Below are 13,614 nucleotides of genomic sequence, written 5' to 3'. Positions count from 1 at the left end.
CGGGCGTCCGCCCCCGCCCCGTCCTCGTTCACGTCTCCCCCTGCGCCCTGGTCAGCTCGTACAGGTCCCAGGAGTCCGGGTCGCCGATGTACTGGTAGAGCGTCGGTCGGCCCTCCGTGCCGCCGACGTACCAGTTCTCGAACGAGCAGGCGTCGACCGTGACGCTCACCTCCTGGGACCAGCGGCCCGGGTCGGACGTGTACGCCCAGGTGCCCTGCCCGGAGCAGCGGTCGTCCTCCCCGCCCTGCGGGTCGTCCTCGGTGAAGTCGTCGTAGGGGGTGAGGTCGTCGTCGATGTCCACGGCGGTGACGCGGCCGTCCGCCGAGAAGGTGAGGGTGCCGCCGCTCCCGTCGCTCCAGCGCCCGACGAGGTCCGCCGAGGTGAGCGCGGGCGGGCGGTACTCCTTGAGCAGCCCGGTCCAGAAGCCGACGCCGCCGAGCACGGCGGTGAGGACGACGGCCACCACGCCCCAGAGGAGCACCGGCCCGAACACCCGCCTGCGGCGCGACCGCCACAGCAGGGCCGGGACGGCCAGCGCCGCCGAGGTCAGCACCCAGCCCAGGGCGAAGGAGCCGACCCCGGAGCCCCCGCTCAGGGCGACGGCGAGGCCGACGACCACGAGGGAGACGGCCCCCGCCGCCACCGGCACCCACCACCACGCCTCGCGCCCGCCGACGCGGTGGCCCAGCACGCCGGCCAGCCAGACGATCGGCAGGACGAGCCCCATGGACAGCGCGGCGGCGACCACGGTCGCGAAGACCGCGATGACGGGCAGGGCCAGGACGAGGAGCGCCGGGGTGCCGATGACGTTCGGCGACTCCTGGGTGGCGCCGTAGTAGAAGCTCACGACGAGTGCGATCACCGCTTCGAGGAGCAGTGCCAGGATCGAGAGCAGCAGGGACAGTCCCCAGGGCCGCTTCCCGCCCGTCGGCCGATCGGTCGGGGCCGGTCGTGTCGGCGTCACCGTTCATTCCCCCTCGCGCACGCTGATGTACGCGGCACACCCTGACGGGTGGCAGCTACGGCCATCGTGGCAGAGCTGTTTGAACGCGTTCAATGCAGGGTCGGCGGTGGCGGCGGAACGTCTGTGCGGACCGAGGGGGGTGGCTCGAAAGCGATCGGCCGGGACGGATGTGCGGGCGCGTCCGCGAGGGGCGAAGAAGAAGCGTTTCCGCGTGCGGGTATTCCCCCGTATGGGTGTGGCGAGGGCCTTCGAGGGGGACGGGGGCGAGCACAATGGGGCCGCGGTTCGTGCAGAGGCGCTCAGGCGCCTCTCCCGCAGCTTGCGCTCAAGGAGGACCGGTGGCGGACAGCTGGACGGTTCAGCGGACCGGACCCGGGGATGCCGCGCGCACGCAGGCGCGGGAGCAACTCCTCGAAGCGGCGAGAGAGTTGTACGGCGTCAACGGCTACCGGGAGACGGCCGAGCACGATGTGTGCGCGGCGGCCGGGGTGCCGGTCGAGGTGCTGCGCCAGGAGTACGGCTCCCGGGAGGGCCTGCTCATCGCCCTCCACAACCGGGTCACCACGACCGGCCTGCGGGCGATGGAGCGCGCCCTGCTGATCGAGGGCATCGACACCTGCTCCATCGCGGACCGGGTCCGGCTGCTCTTCGACGCGTATGTGGAGGCGGTCACCGCCGACCCGCGCGAGGCCCGGGTGACGTTCGTCGAAGTGCTGGGCGTCAGCGCCGTGGTGGACGAGCACTGCAAGCTCTGGCGGGCCCTGTGGACGGAGTTCCTCACCGGCGAGGCGGAACGCGCGGTGGAGCGGGGAGAGGCGGAGGACCGGGACCACCGGGTCGACGTGATGGTGATGGTCGGCGCGGTCCACGAACTGATGGCCCACCACACCCGCCGCAGCCGCCGCGCCCGCCCCGGCGAGGTCTCGGGCGAACTGACGGAACTGGCCCTGACGATGCTGGGATCGCAGCGCACCGTGGAGGGGTGACCGCGGTCCGCGGACGCTCGGGCGGGCCGCCCCGGTGACGAGCCGACCGGGTCATGCAAACAGCGGCTGGGCCTCCGCGGCGGGGCCCGGCACCGTGGCCGAGGGCGCGGGCGGCATCACGTACGGGCCGGGCAGGCCCCACGCCCGGTGCATCGCGTCGGTGAAGGCGGCGGCCAGGAGGTGTTCGCCGGTCGGGCCGGGGTGGGTGCCGTCGTACGTGTCCGTGTGGATGTCGTAGCCCGGCGGGCGTGAGGCCAGCAGGATCGGGGACGCCGCGGTGTCGAGGTCGGCCACCGCCTCGGCGAGCAGGTCGTTGAAGTGCGCGCAGGAGGCGGCGAAGAGGGCGTCCGTCTCGGCCCGCACGTTCGGTATCACCGGCAGGAGCACCATCCGCACCCGCGGGTCGGCCGTGCGCGCGGCCGTGATGAAGGCGCGCGCGTTGGCCGCCGTCTGCTCGGCGTCCGTGTAGAACCCGAGGTCGATCAGGCCGAGCGAGACCAGCAGCACGTCCGCCCCAGTCTCGCGCACCGCGTCCGCGATCACCGGGGCCATGTGCAGCCAGCCCTCGCCCCAGCCGGACAGGTGCCGGCGGGCGGCGGGCGGGAAGGCCGGGTCCGCGTAGGCGTGGGAGAGCGGGGCGTTCGCCTCCTTGTCGTACAGCGCCGTGCGCGGGCCGACGATCTCGTACGGGAGGCCGGGGTGCGACTCCAGGTGCTGCCAGAACCGGTAGCGCCAGGTGAAGTCGCCGGTGGCGCCGATGGTCATGGAATCGCCGACCGGAAGAAAACGCATGCCGTCATCATCTCCGATCACCGCTCCGGCCTGCGACGTGACGATGGACACTTGGGTCATGCGCTCGAATCCGACCGGTCCGGCAGGCCGCGCCGCCACCGTCCTCGCCACCGCTCTCGCCGTCGCCCTGCCGCTGCTCGCCGGGGCCGGTCCGGCCGTCGCCGACGACGGGCGGCCCGACCGCGACTTCACGATCGAGGACCCCCGCATCACCGAGTCCAGCGGCCTCGCCGCCAGCCGCACGCACCCCGGCGTCTACTGGACGCACAACGACAGCGACGACGGCCCCTACGTCTTCGCGGTCGACTCCCGCACCGGAAAGACCCTCGCCACGATCACCATGCGGGGCGTGGGGGAGCCGAGGGACGTCGAGGCCATCTCGATCGGGCCGGACGGCGCCATCTACGTCGGCGACATCGGCGACAACCTCGACGGCACCTGGGACCACGTCTGGATCTACCGCTTCCCCGAACCGAAGACCCTGCGCGACGCCACCGTCGACGCCGTCCAGTACGACGTGAAGTACGCCGACGGGGCCCGCAACGCCGAGGCGATGATGGTCCACCCCAAGACCGGTCGCGTGTACATCGCCTCCAAGAACGAGGACGGCGGCGGCCTCTACGAAGGCCCCGCGAAGCTCACCGCCGGCGCCGTGAACACCTTCCGGCGGGTCGACGAGGTGCCCTGGGTGACCGACGGGGCGTTCTCGCCGGACGGGAAGCGGCTGGTGCTGCGCTCGTACTTCAGCGCCCGCGAGTACGCCTTCGAGAACGGCCGCCTCGGCGAGGACCGGTCGGTCGCCGCCCCGTTCCAGCGGCAGGCCGAGTCGGTGACGTACACGGCGGACGGCTCGGCCCTCATGTTCGGCTCCGAGGGCGAGCGCAGCGACGTCGTCCGGGTGGAGGTGGAGGGCGGCGGCCGGGAGCAGGGGAAGCCCTCGGGGGCCGGCGGTGGTGCTGGAGAGGCGGGGGACGGCGAAGGCGACGGCGCGGGCGGCGGCGACGGCGAGGGCAAGGGGAGCGCCGGGATCGGTGCGGCGGTCGTCGTCGGCGCGGGCGTCCTGTGGTTCGCGCTCCGGGGGCGGCGGAAGCGGGGGTAGCGGGCGGCGTCGGGGCGTCGGGCGCTCGGTGGCGTCCCGGGGCGGCCGACGGGCGTCCTCGGACGACCGGCCCCCCCGGGCCCCATCAGTCCTCGTCCGTCACCGGCCAGACCTCGTAGTGCAGCGTCCGGTCCCGTTTCAGGCGGTGGGCGAGCGGGACGAGCACGCCCTGCACGATCGGGTACTTGCGCGACATCATCCGCGCCGCGTGCGTGTTCTCCTTCGTGCCCGGCCGCAGCAGCCGGGCGTGCGCCCTGATCTGCGGTCCCGTGCGTCTTCCCCGAACCGTGCAGGGGGCGATCTCCACGCGCGGGTGGTTGCGCATCCGCTCGACCTTCCAGGCGGACGAGAACGTGCGGATGAACGCGTGATCGCCCTCCACGACGATGTTGACCGGGGTGCCGACGGAGGTCCCGTCCTGGCGGTGCGTGCTCAGCAGGACGGCGTACTGCTTGACGAAAGGAGCGAGCTCCCGGCTGGCGTCCATACCTCCATTGGGACACGGGCCGGGCGCGCTGTCATGTTCGGGCCGCCGCCGGTCCCGTGATCCGGGCCGCGGCCGACCCCGTGGTCCGGGCCGCGGCCGACCCCGTGGTCCGGGCCGCGGCCGACCCCGTGGTCCGGGCTGCGGCCCCTTCCGCGGTGGTCCGTCACGCCGTGGTCCGGGCCGTGGTGGCCCGTCACGCCGTGGTCCCGGCCTCGGCCCGCTCCCGCACCAGTGCCTCGAAGCCGGCGATCAGCCGCCGCAGCCCGAACTCGAAGTGGTCGAAGTCGGCGCTGAAGGTGTCCTCCGCCATGGTCGCCATCATGGGGTACGCGCCGCTCAGCATGGCCCGCTCCAGGTAGGGGCGCTGCCGGTCCCAGAACTCCTCGTCGCTCAGCCCGGTCTGCCGTACCGCCTCCGCCGCGTCGGCCTGCGTACGGGCGAGGCCCTCCACGAAGCTGTTCACCGTGATGATCACGCCGATCAGCTCGGGGTCCCGCAGCCCCATGCCCCGCAGACCGCCGAGGGCCAGCTCCAGTCCTCGCAGGGCGCTGGGGCCGAGCACCGTACGGGCCTGGTTGATCTTCAGCAGCCAGGGGTGGCGGCGCAGGTTGTCCAGGTAGCTCCGGGCCATGGTGTCCACGGCCGCCCGCCAGTCGGGTGCGCCGGGCCCGGTCGCGTCGGTCCTGTCGGTCCCGGCCGCTTCGGCGGCCTCCTCCCGGGGTGCGGGCAGCGGTTCGCCCAGGACGCGGTCGAGCATCAGGTCCAGCAGCTCCGCCTTGCCGGGGACGTACCGGTAGAGCGACATCGTGCCCGTGCCCAGCTCGGTGGAGAGGCGGCGCATGGAGACGGCCGACAGCCCCTCCGCGTCCGCGACGGCGACGGCGGCCGTGACGATCCGGTCCAGCGTGAGCCCCGGTTTGGGGCCCCGGCTCGGGCGTTCCCCGCCGCCCCACAGCAGCTCCAGGCTGCGCGCGGTGTCGCCGCTCCCGGTGGCCGTGCCGTCCGTCGCCGCTGTCGTTCCGTCGTTCGCCATGAGGCCAGCGTAATGCTCCGGAGCAGGTGTGGGTACGCCGTACTCGTTTTCGCGTACACCGTACCCATTCTGGAGTACGGTGTACCCAGTTGGCATCCGGTCAGCACGGGAAGCAGGGGGTTGTGCCATGTCCAAGCGCATGAAGGGGTCCGGGTCACCGGCCGGGCCGGGGTCCTCGTCCGGGTACGCGGTGCTCGCCGAGGGCGTCGTGAAGCGGTACCGGGGGAAGGGCGGCGCGCAGAAGCGGGCGCTCGACGGGTTCGACCTCGCCGTGCGCCCCGGCGCCGTCCACGGCCTGCTCGGGCCGAACGGGGCCGGCAAGACCACCGCCGTGCGGGTCCTCGCCACCCTCCTGCGGCACGACGGGGGCCGGGCCGAGGTCGCCGGGCTCGACGTGGCGCGCGAGCCCCGCCGCGTACGGAGCCGGATCGGGCTCACCGGCCAGTACGCGGCCGTCGACGAGGGGCTCACCGGGCGGCAGAACCTGGAGATGTTCGGCCGCCTCTTCCACCTGGGCAACCGCGCGGCCCGGCACCGCGCCGGGGAGTTGCTGGACCGGTTCGGCCTGACCGGGGCGGCCGACACGGGGGTCACGGCGTACAGCGGCGGCATGCGGCGGCGGCTCGACCTCGCCTCGTCGATGATCCTCGACCCCGACGTGCTCTTCCTGGACGAGCCGACGACCGGGCTCGACCCACGCGGGCGGGGCGAAGTGTGGGAATCCGTAAGGGCGTTGGCCGCAGGCGGGACGACGGTGCTGCTGACCACGCAGTACCTGGACGAGGCGGACCGGCTGGCCTCGCGCATCACTGTCATCGACCGGGGGCGCGCCATCGCGGACGACACCCCGGACGCCTTGAAGGACCGCGTCGGCGGCGACCGGATCGAGGTGGTGGCCGCCGATGCGGGCGACCTCGCGGCGGTGGCCGGGGCCGTCGGCCGGGTGGCCGGCGGCGGTCTCGTCGTCACCGACGCCCCCGCCCGCCGGGTGCACGCACAGGTCGCCGACCGGGTCGCCGCGCTCACCGAGGTGGCGCGCGGCCTCCAGGACGAAGGGATCACGGTGGAGGACATCGGCCTGCGGCGGCCGAGCCTGGACGACGTGTTCCTGCGGCTGACCGGACACGGCGCGACGGATGACGCGCCCCCGAACGGGGACGCGGAGAACCGCGGCACCGGGAACCACGACACCTCGGAGGTGGCGGCGGCATGACCGCGCTCGAACAGAATCCCGTGACGACCGGCGTGCGCCGCCCCCGCGCCACCGCCTACTGGGCGGTCTCCGACTGCTGGAACATCGCCCGCCGCGTCCTCACCCACTACCAGCGCCAACCGGTCGCGATCGTCTGGCAGCTCGGCTTCCCGATCCTCTCGCTCCTCCTGTACGGATACGTCTTCGGCAGCGCGATGAAGGTGCCCGGGGGCGGGGACTACCGGGAGTTCCTGATGCCCGGCATGTTCGCGATGACCATGGCGATGGGCTTCATGAACACCGCGGTCGCCGTCGTCACCGACGCCTCCAAGGGCGTCGTCGACCGCTTCCGGTCCATGCCGATGGCGCCCTCCGCCTTCGCCGCCGGGCGCGGGACGGCGGACCTGGTGGTCGCCGCCGCCGAACTGGCCATCCTCGCCGCCACGGCGCTGCTGATCGGCTGGCGCGCGGACGGCGGGGTCCCGGCCGCTCTCGGCGGGTTCGGACTGCTTCTGCTGCTGCGGTTCAGCCTGATCTGGGTGGGCGTCTGGCTGGGCATGCTGGTCCCCACTCCGGAGGCGGCCGGCGGGCTGTACGCGGTCGCCTTCCCCGTCACGATGATCTCCAGCACCTTCGTCTCCCCGTCCCTGATGCCGGACTGGCTCGGCTTCCTCGCCGCCTGGAACCCGATCTCCTCGACGGCGACCGCCGTCCGGGAGCTGTTCGGCAACCCGGTGGCGGGCGGCGGCACATGGGTCGAGGAGCACGCGCTGCTGATGGCGGTGGTGTGGCCGCTGGTGCTGACCCTGGTCTTCCTGCCGCTGGCGGTCCGCCGCTTCCAGCGCCTGAGCCGGTGAGGGGGTTCTTGGGCCGGGACCGCCGGGGAGGGTTGCGTACGTGATCCGGTGAGGGGCCGGGCCCCGGAAAGATCGGGCGGGGGTGCGGGCGGGGCGCGTAGGGTCGGGCCCCGTGCCGACGACTCCCGCGCCCCCGCCCCCGCCGCCGCCCTTCACCACCGCCCGCCTCGACGCGCTCCCCCTCGATCCGGCGTACGCCGACGAGATGGCGGACGTCCTCGCCGATCCGGCGCTGTACCGGTTCACCGGGGGCGAGCCGCCCGCCCCGGACGCGCTGCGGGCCCGGTACGAGCGGCAGTGCGCCGGTTCGCCCGACGCGGGGGAGCGGTGGTGGAACTGGGTGCTCCGGGTCCGCGAGGAGGGGGCCCTCGCCGGATACGTCCAGGCGACCGTACGGGGTTCCCGCGCCGAGATCGCCTGGGTGATCGGCACGCCGTGGCAGGGCCGGGGCTACGCGGGCGAGGCGGCGAAGGGGCTCGCGGCGCACCTGGCCTCGGCCGGCGGCGTCCGCGAACTCCTCGCCCACATCCACCCCGACCACGCGGCGTCCGAGGCCGTGGCGCGGGCGGCCGGACTCCGGCCGACGGAGGCGTGGGAGGACGGCGAGCGGCGGTGGACGGCGACCGGAACGCCGACGTCCGCGCCCGCGCCGTAGGGCTCGGCGGCGGCGACCGGCCCGGCCCGTCCCCGGTCAGTCGGGCTGCGTCTCCAGGTGGGCGAGGACGCGGTCCGAGATCCGGGCGAGAGTGTCCAACTCCTCCTGGGTGAGCGCCTCGACGAACAGCCGGCGGACGTGCTCGACGTGTACGGGCGCCGCCTCCTCGATCGCCTCGCGACCGGCAGGGGTGGCGACGACGAACGCCCCGCGCCCGTCGTCGGGGCAGTCCTCCTTGCGCACCAGCCCACGCTTGGCCATCCGCGCCACCTGGTGGGACATGCGGCTCTTCTCCCACTCCACCAGCTTGGTCAGGTCCATGAAGCGCATGCGCCCGCCGGCCTCCGTGAGCTTGGCCAGCACGATGTAGTCGGAGGGGGACATCCGGGAGTCGGCCTGGACTCGGCGGGCGAGCCGCCCGATGAGCTTCTCCTGCATGCGGATGAAGCTGTCCCAGGCGGCCTGCTGCTCCGGGTCCAGCCAGCGAGGCGTCGCGTTCATGCGAGGAGCGTAACGAGGGCGCCGGGCGCGGAGCCACCCGCGTGACACCCCGGGTACCGCCTGCGTAACACCTCGGTCGCCCGCGCGTCTGGCGTGCGGGTATCGCCCGCGTGCCACCCGGGCACCACCCGCGAGACTCCCCGGTCGCCCGCCCGCGTGACGCCTCGCGCGTCCGCCGGTGCGCCGGGCGTCGCCCGCGCCCCCGAACCGTGTGCCGCACCGCCTTGGTTGACGCGTCAACCACTACCCCTCTAGGTTGGATGACACGTCAACCACTCGGTGGCGCAACGCCGTTCGCCGCCCGTCTCCACGGGGACGCGGGCGCGACGCATCGGAAGAGGGACCCCATGAGCAACCGGAACACGGCAGGACTCGGCGCGCTGCTGACGCCCGAGGAGAGCGTCCTGGTGCTGATCGACCACCAGCCCTTCCAGTTCGCCAACCTGAACAGCCACGAGCCGGCGATGGTCGTCAACAACGTCGTCGGGCTCGCCAAGGCCGCCAGGGCGTACGGCGTTCCGACCATCCTGACGACGGTGCTGGAGGACCGCGGCGGCCTGATCATCCAGGGCATCCAGGACGTGTTCCCGGAGCAGAAGCCGATCGACCGGACCTTCATCAACACCTGGCAGGACGAGCGCGTCGTCGACGCCGTCAAGGCGACCGGGCGCAAGAAGCTGATCCTCGCCGGGCTCTGGACGGAGATCTGCCTGGCGATGCCGGCCATCCAGGCGGTGGGCGAGGGGTTCGAGGTCTACGCCGTCACCGACGCGTCCGGCGGCGTGTCGGCCGAGGCCCACGACATGGCGGTACGGCGCATGGTCCAGGCGGGCGTCGTGCCGATCACCTGGCTGGCCGTGATGGGGGAGTGGCAGCGCGACTGGGCACGTGAGGAGACCATCCCGGCGGCGGCCGAGGTCCAGGCCCAGCACGGCGGCGCGTCGGGCGTGGCCTTCGCCTGGGAGACGCAGCTCCTCGCCGGACGCGCCCGGGGCGCCGCCTGACGCGGTGACCGATGGTCGACGGGTGACGGGTGACGGGTGACGGGTGACGGGTGACGGGTGACGGGCGACGGGCGACGGGCGGGCGGCCGCGTGCCGGTGCGTGCCGGAACCCGCCCCGCACCGGCCCGCCGCGCCCCGTCCCGCCCCGGCCGGGACGGGTTCCGGGACCGCTCCGCGGTTCCCTCCCGGGCGTGTCTCGGGGCCCCTAAAGTGGTCCGCCATGACCAGACCCGAGCTGTCACCCGACTTCCTGCACGCCACGCGCACCTCGTACGACGCCATCGCCGCCGGCTACGCGGAGTGGACCCGCGACGAGTTGGCGAGCAAGCCCCTGGAGCGCGGGATGCTGACCGTCTTCGCCGAACTCGTGGCGCGGGACTGCGGCGGGCTGCCGCTCGCGGACGTCGGGTGCGGCACGGGCCGGGTGACCGGGTATCTGCACGGACTCGGCCTGGGGCTCGACGTGTTCGGGATCGACCTCGCCCCCGGGATGCTGGCCGAGGCGCGCATGGACCACCCGGGGCTGCGCTTCGCCGAGGGGTCCATGCTCTGCCTCGATCTGCCGGACGCCTCGCTGGGCGGACTGCTCGCGTGGTACTCGACCATCCACGTCCCGGACGAGGAACTCCCGCGCGCCTTCGCCGAGTTCCACCGCGTCCTCGCCCCGGGGGCGTACGCGCTGCTGGGCTTCCAGGTGGGGGACGAGCCGCTGCGGCTGACGGAGGCGCTCGGCGAGGAGGTCGCGCTCGTCTTCCACCGGAGGCAGCCGCAGCGGATCGCGGAGCTGCTGCGGGAGGCGGGCCTCGGCCTCGTGTCCGTGACGCGGCGGGAGCGGGAGACGGACGGGCCGTTCCCGGAGCGGGCCCCGCAGGGGTTCGTGCTGGTGCGCAGGCCCGTTGTCAGTGGCGGCTGTGAGGATGGGGACATCAGCGCAGCGAACTGAGGGGGCAGCCATGGGCGCCTGGGACATCGGCCACTTCGACAACGACACCGCGGCCGACTTCGGCGGGCGGGTGGACGACGCGGAGGGTGCGAAGAAGGCGGACGTGCTCCGGGAGGCCCTGGCCGCCGTCGCGGGCACGGGGAGCGAGGGCTACGCGGAGGGCGAGGAGGCGGTCGCCGCCGCCGCGCTGGTCGCCGCCCAGTGCCCCGGCGGCGAGCCCGTCACCACCGCGTACGGCCCGAAGGACCCGCTGCCCCCGCTCCCCGAGGACCTGCGCCCGCTGGCCGTCCGCGCCCTGGACCGCCTCACCGCACCGAACGCCGAGCCGCTGGACCTGTGGGCGGAGGCGGGAGAGGACCAGGCGTGGCTGGCCGGCATAGCCACGCTGCGCGCCGTGCTCGCGGGCGCGCGGGGGGAGTGACGCGGGGGGAGTGAGGGGCCGGGCCCGGGGGCGGGGCGTCTCCGACGGATCGTGACCGGTCCGCGGTGCCGGGCCCGGGTTCAGGCGGGCGCCGGGTAGCTGCCGGTCGCGCCGTCGATGAGCTCGCGGACGATGTCCATGTGTCCGGCGTGCCGCAGCAGGTCCTCCAACATGTGGATCAGCACCCAGCGCATCGACACCACGCGCCCGTCCCACGCGGTGCCCGTCGTCTCCAGGTCCGTCTCCCGGATCGCGGCGTCGGCGGCCGCCCGGGCGCGGGCGTGGAAAGCCAGGATGTCGGCGGTCGTCTCGTCCGGGCCGACCGCCATGTCCTCGGTCGCCGGGTCGAACCAGAACCTCTCGGTCGGACGGCCGAACGCGGCGCAGAACCAGCCGTATTCGACGGTCGCCAGATGCTTGACCAGCCCGAGCAGATTGGTCCCGGTCGGTGTCATGGGGCGGCGCAGCTGCTCGTCGTCCAGCCCTTCGAGCTTCCACAGCACCACGTCCCGATGGCGGTCGAGGCTGATGTGAAGGCTTTCCTTCTCGCCGCCGGTGTAGGGGACGGGCGGCACCTGCGTCACAGGTGTCATGGGGGTCACGGGGGCCACATGGGAACTCATGTGCGAATTCTAGTGGTGCGCCCCGAGCGCTGTCCTCAGCGTTTCGGGCGGCCCGCCCGCACGATCTCGTCCACGTCCAGGGCGAGTTCGGCGCCGATCGAGGCGGGCAGCGGGGCCTGCTGGCCGGGGGCGTAGACCTCGTGCCGGTCGTAGCCTCCGGGGAGCGGTTCGGTCAGGACGTGGACCCGGCTGTGCTTGCGGTCGACGATGACGTACACGGGGATCTTGGCCTGGGCGTAGGCGGTGACCTTGTTGCGCAGATCGTTCTGGTAGTTCCCGGAGGTGACTTCCAGGACCAGGCGGAAGCAGCAGGGGTCGTAGCAGTTGTTCTCGGCCCGGTGCTCGTCGAAGTCGGCGTCGACGATCGCCAGATCGGGGATCGCGAAGTCCTGGGGACCGCCGGGGAGCCAGAGGCCGATGCCCTGGAGCACCTCACTCTCGCCGTCGTCGAGACCTGCGGAGATGAAGGGGCGCATGAGCTTGGTGAGCGCGCGGGCGTGCGGGCCGTCCGGGGGTGGTGCCACGGTGATGACGCCTCCGATGATCTCGACGCGATGCCCCGGAAGCTGCTCAGCGAGACGGTTCGCCGTTTCGAGCAGCGTTTCCGGCTTGTCGTCACAGGGGTGCTCGACTGCTGCTGCAGACATTGCGGGCCTCCTGGAATGGGCTGGTGTCGAGGCCATCATCGTAGGGGCGGCCCGGTCGGGACCGCGCTTCCGGCATAGGCCGCCCGGTCGAGTGAGGCAGAAACGGCCCGGCACGCCGTGTGGGGTGCCGGGCCGTCTCCGTACAGCGGGGAGGGGCGGAGGACTACAGCTTCTCGATCACGTAGTCGACGCACGCCGTCAGCGCCTGCACGTCCGCCGGGTCGATCGCCGGGAACATCGCCACGCGCAGCTGGTTGCGGCCCAGCTTGCGGTACGGCTCGGTGTCCACGATGCCGTTGGCGCGCAGCGCCTTGGCGACGGCCGCCGCGTCGATCTCGTCCGAGAAGTCGATCGTGCCGATGACCTGCGAGCGCTTCGCCGGATCCGTGACGAACGGGGTGGCGTACTTCGACTCGTCGGCCCAGCCGTAGAGGTGCTGGGAGGACGCCGCCGTGCGGCCCGTCGTGAAGTCCAGGCCGCCCTGCGTGTTCATCCACTTCAGCTGCTCGTTCAGCAGGAAGAGGGTGGACAGCGCCGGGGTGTTGTACGTCTGGTTCTTCAGCGAGTTGTCGATCGCCGTCGGCAGCGAGAAGAACTCCGGGATGTGCCGGCCGGAGGCGTGGATCCGGGCCGCGCGCTCCAGCGCCGCCGGGGAGAACACGCCGATCCACAGGCCGCCGTCGGAGGCGAACGACTTCTGCGGGGCGAAGTAGTAGACGTCGGACTCGGTGATGTCGACCGGGAGGCCGCCGGCGCCGGAGGTGGCGTCCACCAGCACGAGGGCGCCCTCGTCGGCACCCGCGACGCGCTTGACCGGGGCCGCGACGCCCGTCGAGGTCTCGTTGTGCGTGAAGGCGTAGACGTCCACGCCCGCCTCGGCCTCCGGGTCCGGGTGGGTGCCCGGGTCGGAGGCGATGACGGTGGGGTCGGAGAGCCAGGGCGCGAGCTTCGCGGCCTTGGCGAACTTGGACGAGAACTCGCCGAAGTTGAGGTGCTGCGACTTCGACTCGATCAGACCGTGCGTCGCGATGTCCCAGAAGGCGGTGGAGCCGCCGTTGCCGAGGACGACCTCGTATCCCTCGGGGAGGGAGAAGAGGCTGCGCACACCGTCCCGTACCTCGCCGACCAGGTTCTTGACCGGGGCCTGGCGGTGGGACGTGCCGAGGAGAGAGGTGCCGGTGGCGGCCAGCGCGTCGAGCGCCTCCGTCCGCACCTTGGAGGGACCGGCGCCGAAGCGTCCGTCTGCGGGCTTGATGTCAGCGGGAATCTGGATGTCGGCCACGGGACGGAGCGTAGTCCCTCGGTGGCACGGCTCCGTAACCGTGTCCGTCCGATGAGACGTGGGCCCCGGCCCGTGGGCCCTCGGCGGAGGGGAACGTTCCGGCCCGCGGGCCCGCCTCCGCCGAGGGG

Annotated in this window: 16 protein-coding genes; 8 read left to right on the top strand and 8 right to left on the bottom strand. The window is 73.2% G+C overall.

Annotated features, from left to right (window positions below):
- Positions 1–28: 28 nt before the first annotated feature.
- Positions 29–964, bottom strand: a complete 936-nt coding sequence (locus IF19_RS0118705) for a hypothetical protein (RefSeq protein WP_050493957.1) — start codon at positions 962–964, stop codon at positions 29–31.
- Between the two features lie 338 nt (positions 965–1,302).
- Between IF19_RS0118705 and IF19_RS0118700 the strand changes: the two genes are divergently transcribed.
- Positions 1,303–1,950 carry a TetR/AcrR family transcriptional regulator gene (locus IF19_RS0118700; RefSeq protein ID WP_030117628.1) on the top strand — a complete coding sequence of 216 codons (648 nt, stop codon included), beginning with the start codon at positions 1,303–1,305 and terminating at the stop codon, positions 1,948–1,950.
- 51 nt (positions 1,951–2,001) lie between these two features.
- Here IF19_RS0118700 and IF19_RS0118695 read toward each other — a convergent pair whose 3' ends face one another.
- Positions 2,002–2,742: a GDSL-type esterase/lipase family protein gene (locus IF19_RS0118695; RefSeq protein ID WP_106973659.1), complete on the bottom strand. Its 741-nt coding sequence runs from the start codon at positions 2,740–2,742 to the stop codon at positions 2,002–2,004.
- Between the two features lie 58 nt (positions 2,743–2,800).
- On the opposite strand from IF19_RS0118695, the gene IF19_RS0118685 reads away from it, so the two are divergent.
- Positions 2,801–3,841 carry an SdiA-regulated/phytase-like domain-containing protein gene (locus tag IF19_RS0118685; protein WP_030117625.1) on the top strand — a complete coding sequence of 347 codons (1,041 nt, stop codon included), beginning with the start codon at positions 2,801–2,803 and terminating at the stop codon, positions 3,839–3,841.
- Between the two features lie 85 nt (positions 3,842–3,926).
- Here the strand turns inward: IF19_RS0118685 and IF19_RS0118680 are convergent, their stop codons facing one another.
- Together IF19_RS0118680 and IF19_RS0118675 are read right to left on the bottom strand one after the other, a co-directional pair.
- Positions 3,927–4,328, bottom strand: coding sequence for a PPOX class F420-dependent oxidoreductase (locus IF19_RS0118680; RefSeq protein ID WP_030117624.1), 402 nt, complete (start codon positions 4,326–4,328; stop codon positions 3,927–3,929).
- A 193-nt stretch (positions 4,329–4,521) separates the two neighbouring features.
- Positions 4,522–5,361, bottom strand: coding sequence for a TetR/AcrR family transcriptional regulator (locus tag IF19_RS0118675; RefSeq protein ID WP_030117623.1), 840 nt, complete (start codon positions 5,359–5,361; stop codon positions 4,522–4,524).
- Positions 5,362–5,500: 139 nt separating this feature from the next.
- Here IF19_RS0118675 and IF19_RS0118670 point away from each other — a divergent pair, with 139 nt between their 5' ends.
- From IF19_RS0118670 to IF19_RS0118660, 3 genes are all read left to right on the top strand, one after another.
- Positions 5,501–6,574, top strand: a complete 1,074-nt coding sequence (locus IF19_RS0118670; RefSeq protein ID WP_032748713.1) for a daunorubicin resistance protein DrrA family ABC transporter ATP-binding protein — start codon at positions 5,501–5,503, stop codon at positions 6,572–6,574.
- On the top strand, positions 6,571–7,410 hold the full coding sequence (locus IF19_RS0118665) for an ABC transporter permease (RefSeq protein WP_030277977.1): 840 nt from the start codon (positions 6,571–6,573) through the stop codon (positions 7,408–7,410). The genes IF19_RS0118670 and IF19_RS0118665 overlap by 4 nt, the downstream gene beginning before the upstream one ends.
- Positions 7,411–7,522: 112 nt before the next feature.
- Complete coding sequence (locus IF19_RS0118660) at positions 7,523–8,065, top strand: GNAT family N-acetyltransferase (protein ID WP_030117619.1); 543 nt, start codon at positions 7,523–7,525, stop codon at positions 8,063–8,065.
- 36 nt (positions 8,066–8,101) lie between these two features.
- Here the strand turns inward: IF19_RS0118660 and IF19_RS0118655 are convergent, their stop codons facing one another.
- Complete coding sequence (locus IF19_RS0118655) at positions 8,102–8,566, bottom strand: MarR family winged helix-turn-helix transcriptional regulator (RefSeq protein ID WP_030117618.1); 465 nt, start codon at positions 8,564–8,566, stop codon at positions 8,102–8,104.
- A gap of 347 nt (positions 8,567–8,913) precedes the next feature.
- Between IF19_RS0118655 and IF19_RS0118650 the strand changes: the two genes are divergently transcribed.
- From IF19_RS0118650 to IF19_RS0118640, 3 genes are all read left to right on the top strand, one after another.
- Entirely contained in the window at positions 8,914–9,570 is a 657-nt protein-coding gene (locus tag IF19_RS0118650; RefSeq protein WP_030117617.1) for a hydrolase, read from the top strand.
- Between the two features lie 220 nt (positions 9,571–9,790).
- Positions 9,791–10,513 (top strand): class I SAM-dependent methyltransferase, encoded by a 723-nt coding sequence (locus IF19_RS0118645; RefSeq protein ID WP_030277921.1) that lies wholly within the window; start codon positions 9,791–9,793, stop codon positions 10,511–10,513.
- 10 nt (positions 10,514–10,523) lie between these two features.
- The gene (locus IF19_RS0118640) at positions 10,524–10,934 is read left to right on the top strand and encodes a DUF4259 domain-containing protein (RefSeq protein ID WP_030117613.1); all 411 of its coding nucleotides are present in this window, start codon (positions 10,524–10,526) and stop codon (positions 10,932–10,934) included.
- An 80-nt stretch (positions 10,935–11,014) separates the two neighbouring features.
- Here IF19_RS0118640 and IF19_RS0118635 read toward each other — a convergent pair whose 3' ends face one another.
- The 3 genes from IF19_RS0118635 to serC all read right to left on the bottom strand — a co-directional run bounded on the left by IF19_RS0118635 (position 11,015) and on the right by serC (position 13,486).
- A complete protein-coding gene (locus tag IF19_RS0118635) occupies positions 11,015–11,557 on the bottom strand; it encodes a DinB family protein (RefSeq protein WP_234313250.1) in 543 nt (180 codons plus the stop codon).
- A 35-nt stretch (positions 11,558–11,592) separates the two neighbouring features.
- Positions 11,593–12,204 (bottom strand): Uma2 family endonuclease, encoded by a 612-nt coding sequence (locus IF19_RS0118630; protein WP_030117611.1) that lies wholly within the window; start codon positions 12,202–12,204, stop codon positions 11,593–11,595.
- Positions 12,205–12,367: 163 nt separating this feature from the next.
- Positions 12,368–13,486 (bottom strand): phosphoserine transaminase, encoded by a 1,119-nt coding sequence (gene serC, locus IF19_RS0118625; protein WP_030117610.1) that lies wholly within the window; start codon positions 13,484–13,486, stop codon positions 12,368–12,370.
- Positions 13,487–13,614 lie beyond the last annotated feature (128 nt).

This window comes from Streptomyces californicus (assembly GCF_000717645.1).
Lineage (GTDB): Bacteria > Actinomycetota > Actinomycetes > Streptomycetales > Streptomycetaceae > Streptomyces > Streptomyces californicus.
Note: the sequence above shows the minus strand (reverse complement) of the source record. Positions and strands in the feature narration are given on the sequence as shown.

Bases quoted from the DNA above. Each gene is read 5' to 3' on its own strand.
- IF19_RS0118695 (WP_106973659.1), bottom strand. From the start codon at position 2,742: ATGCGTTTTCTTCCGGTCGGCGATTCCATGACCATCGGCGCCACCGGC.
- IF19_RS0118685 (WP_030117625.1), top strand. From the start codon at position 2,801: ATGCGCTCGAATCCGACCGGTCCGGCAGGCCGCGCCGCCACCGTCCTC.
- IF19_RS0118680 (WP_030117624.1), bottom strand. From the start codon at position 4,328: ATGGACGCCAGCCGGGAGCTCGCTCCTTTCGTCAAGCAGTACGCCGTC.
- IF19_RS0118675 (WP_030117623.1), bottom strand. From the start codon at position 5,361: ATGGCGAACGACGGAACGACAGCGGCGACGGACGGCACGGCCACCGGG.
- IF19_RS0118670 (WP_032748713.1), top strand. From the start codon at position 5,501: ATGAAGGGGTCCGGGTCACCGGCCGGGCCGGGGTCCTCGTCCGGGTAC.
- IF19_RS0118665 (WP_030277977.1), top strand. From the start codon at position 6,571: ATGACCGCGCTCGAACAGAATCCCGTGACGACCGGCGTGCGCCGCCCC.
- IF19_RS0118655 (WP_030117618.1), bottom strand. From the start codon at position 8,566: ATGAACGCGACGCCTCGCTGGCTGGACCCGGAGCAGCAGGCCGCCTGG.
- IF19_RS0118650 (WP_030117617.1), top strand. From the start codon at position 8,914: ATGAGCAACCGGAACACGGCAGGACTCGGCGCGCTGCTGACGCCCGAG.
- IF19_RS0118645 (WP_030277921.1), top strand. From the start codon at position 9,791: ATGACCAGACCCGAGCTGTCACCCGACTTCCTGCACGCCACGCGCACC.
- IF19_RS0118640 (WP_030117613.1), top strand. From the start codon at position 10,524: ATGGGCGCCTGGGACATCGGCCACTTCGACAACGACACCGCGGCCGAC.
- IF19_RS0118635 (WP_234313250.1), bottom strand. From the start codon at position 11,557: ATGAGTTCCCATGTGGCCCCCGTGACCCCCATGACACCTGTGACGCAG.
- IF19_RS0118630 (WP_030117611.1), bottom strand. From the start codon at position 12,204: ATGTCTGCAGCAGCAGTCGAGCACCCCTGTGACGACAAGCCGGAAACG.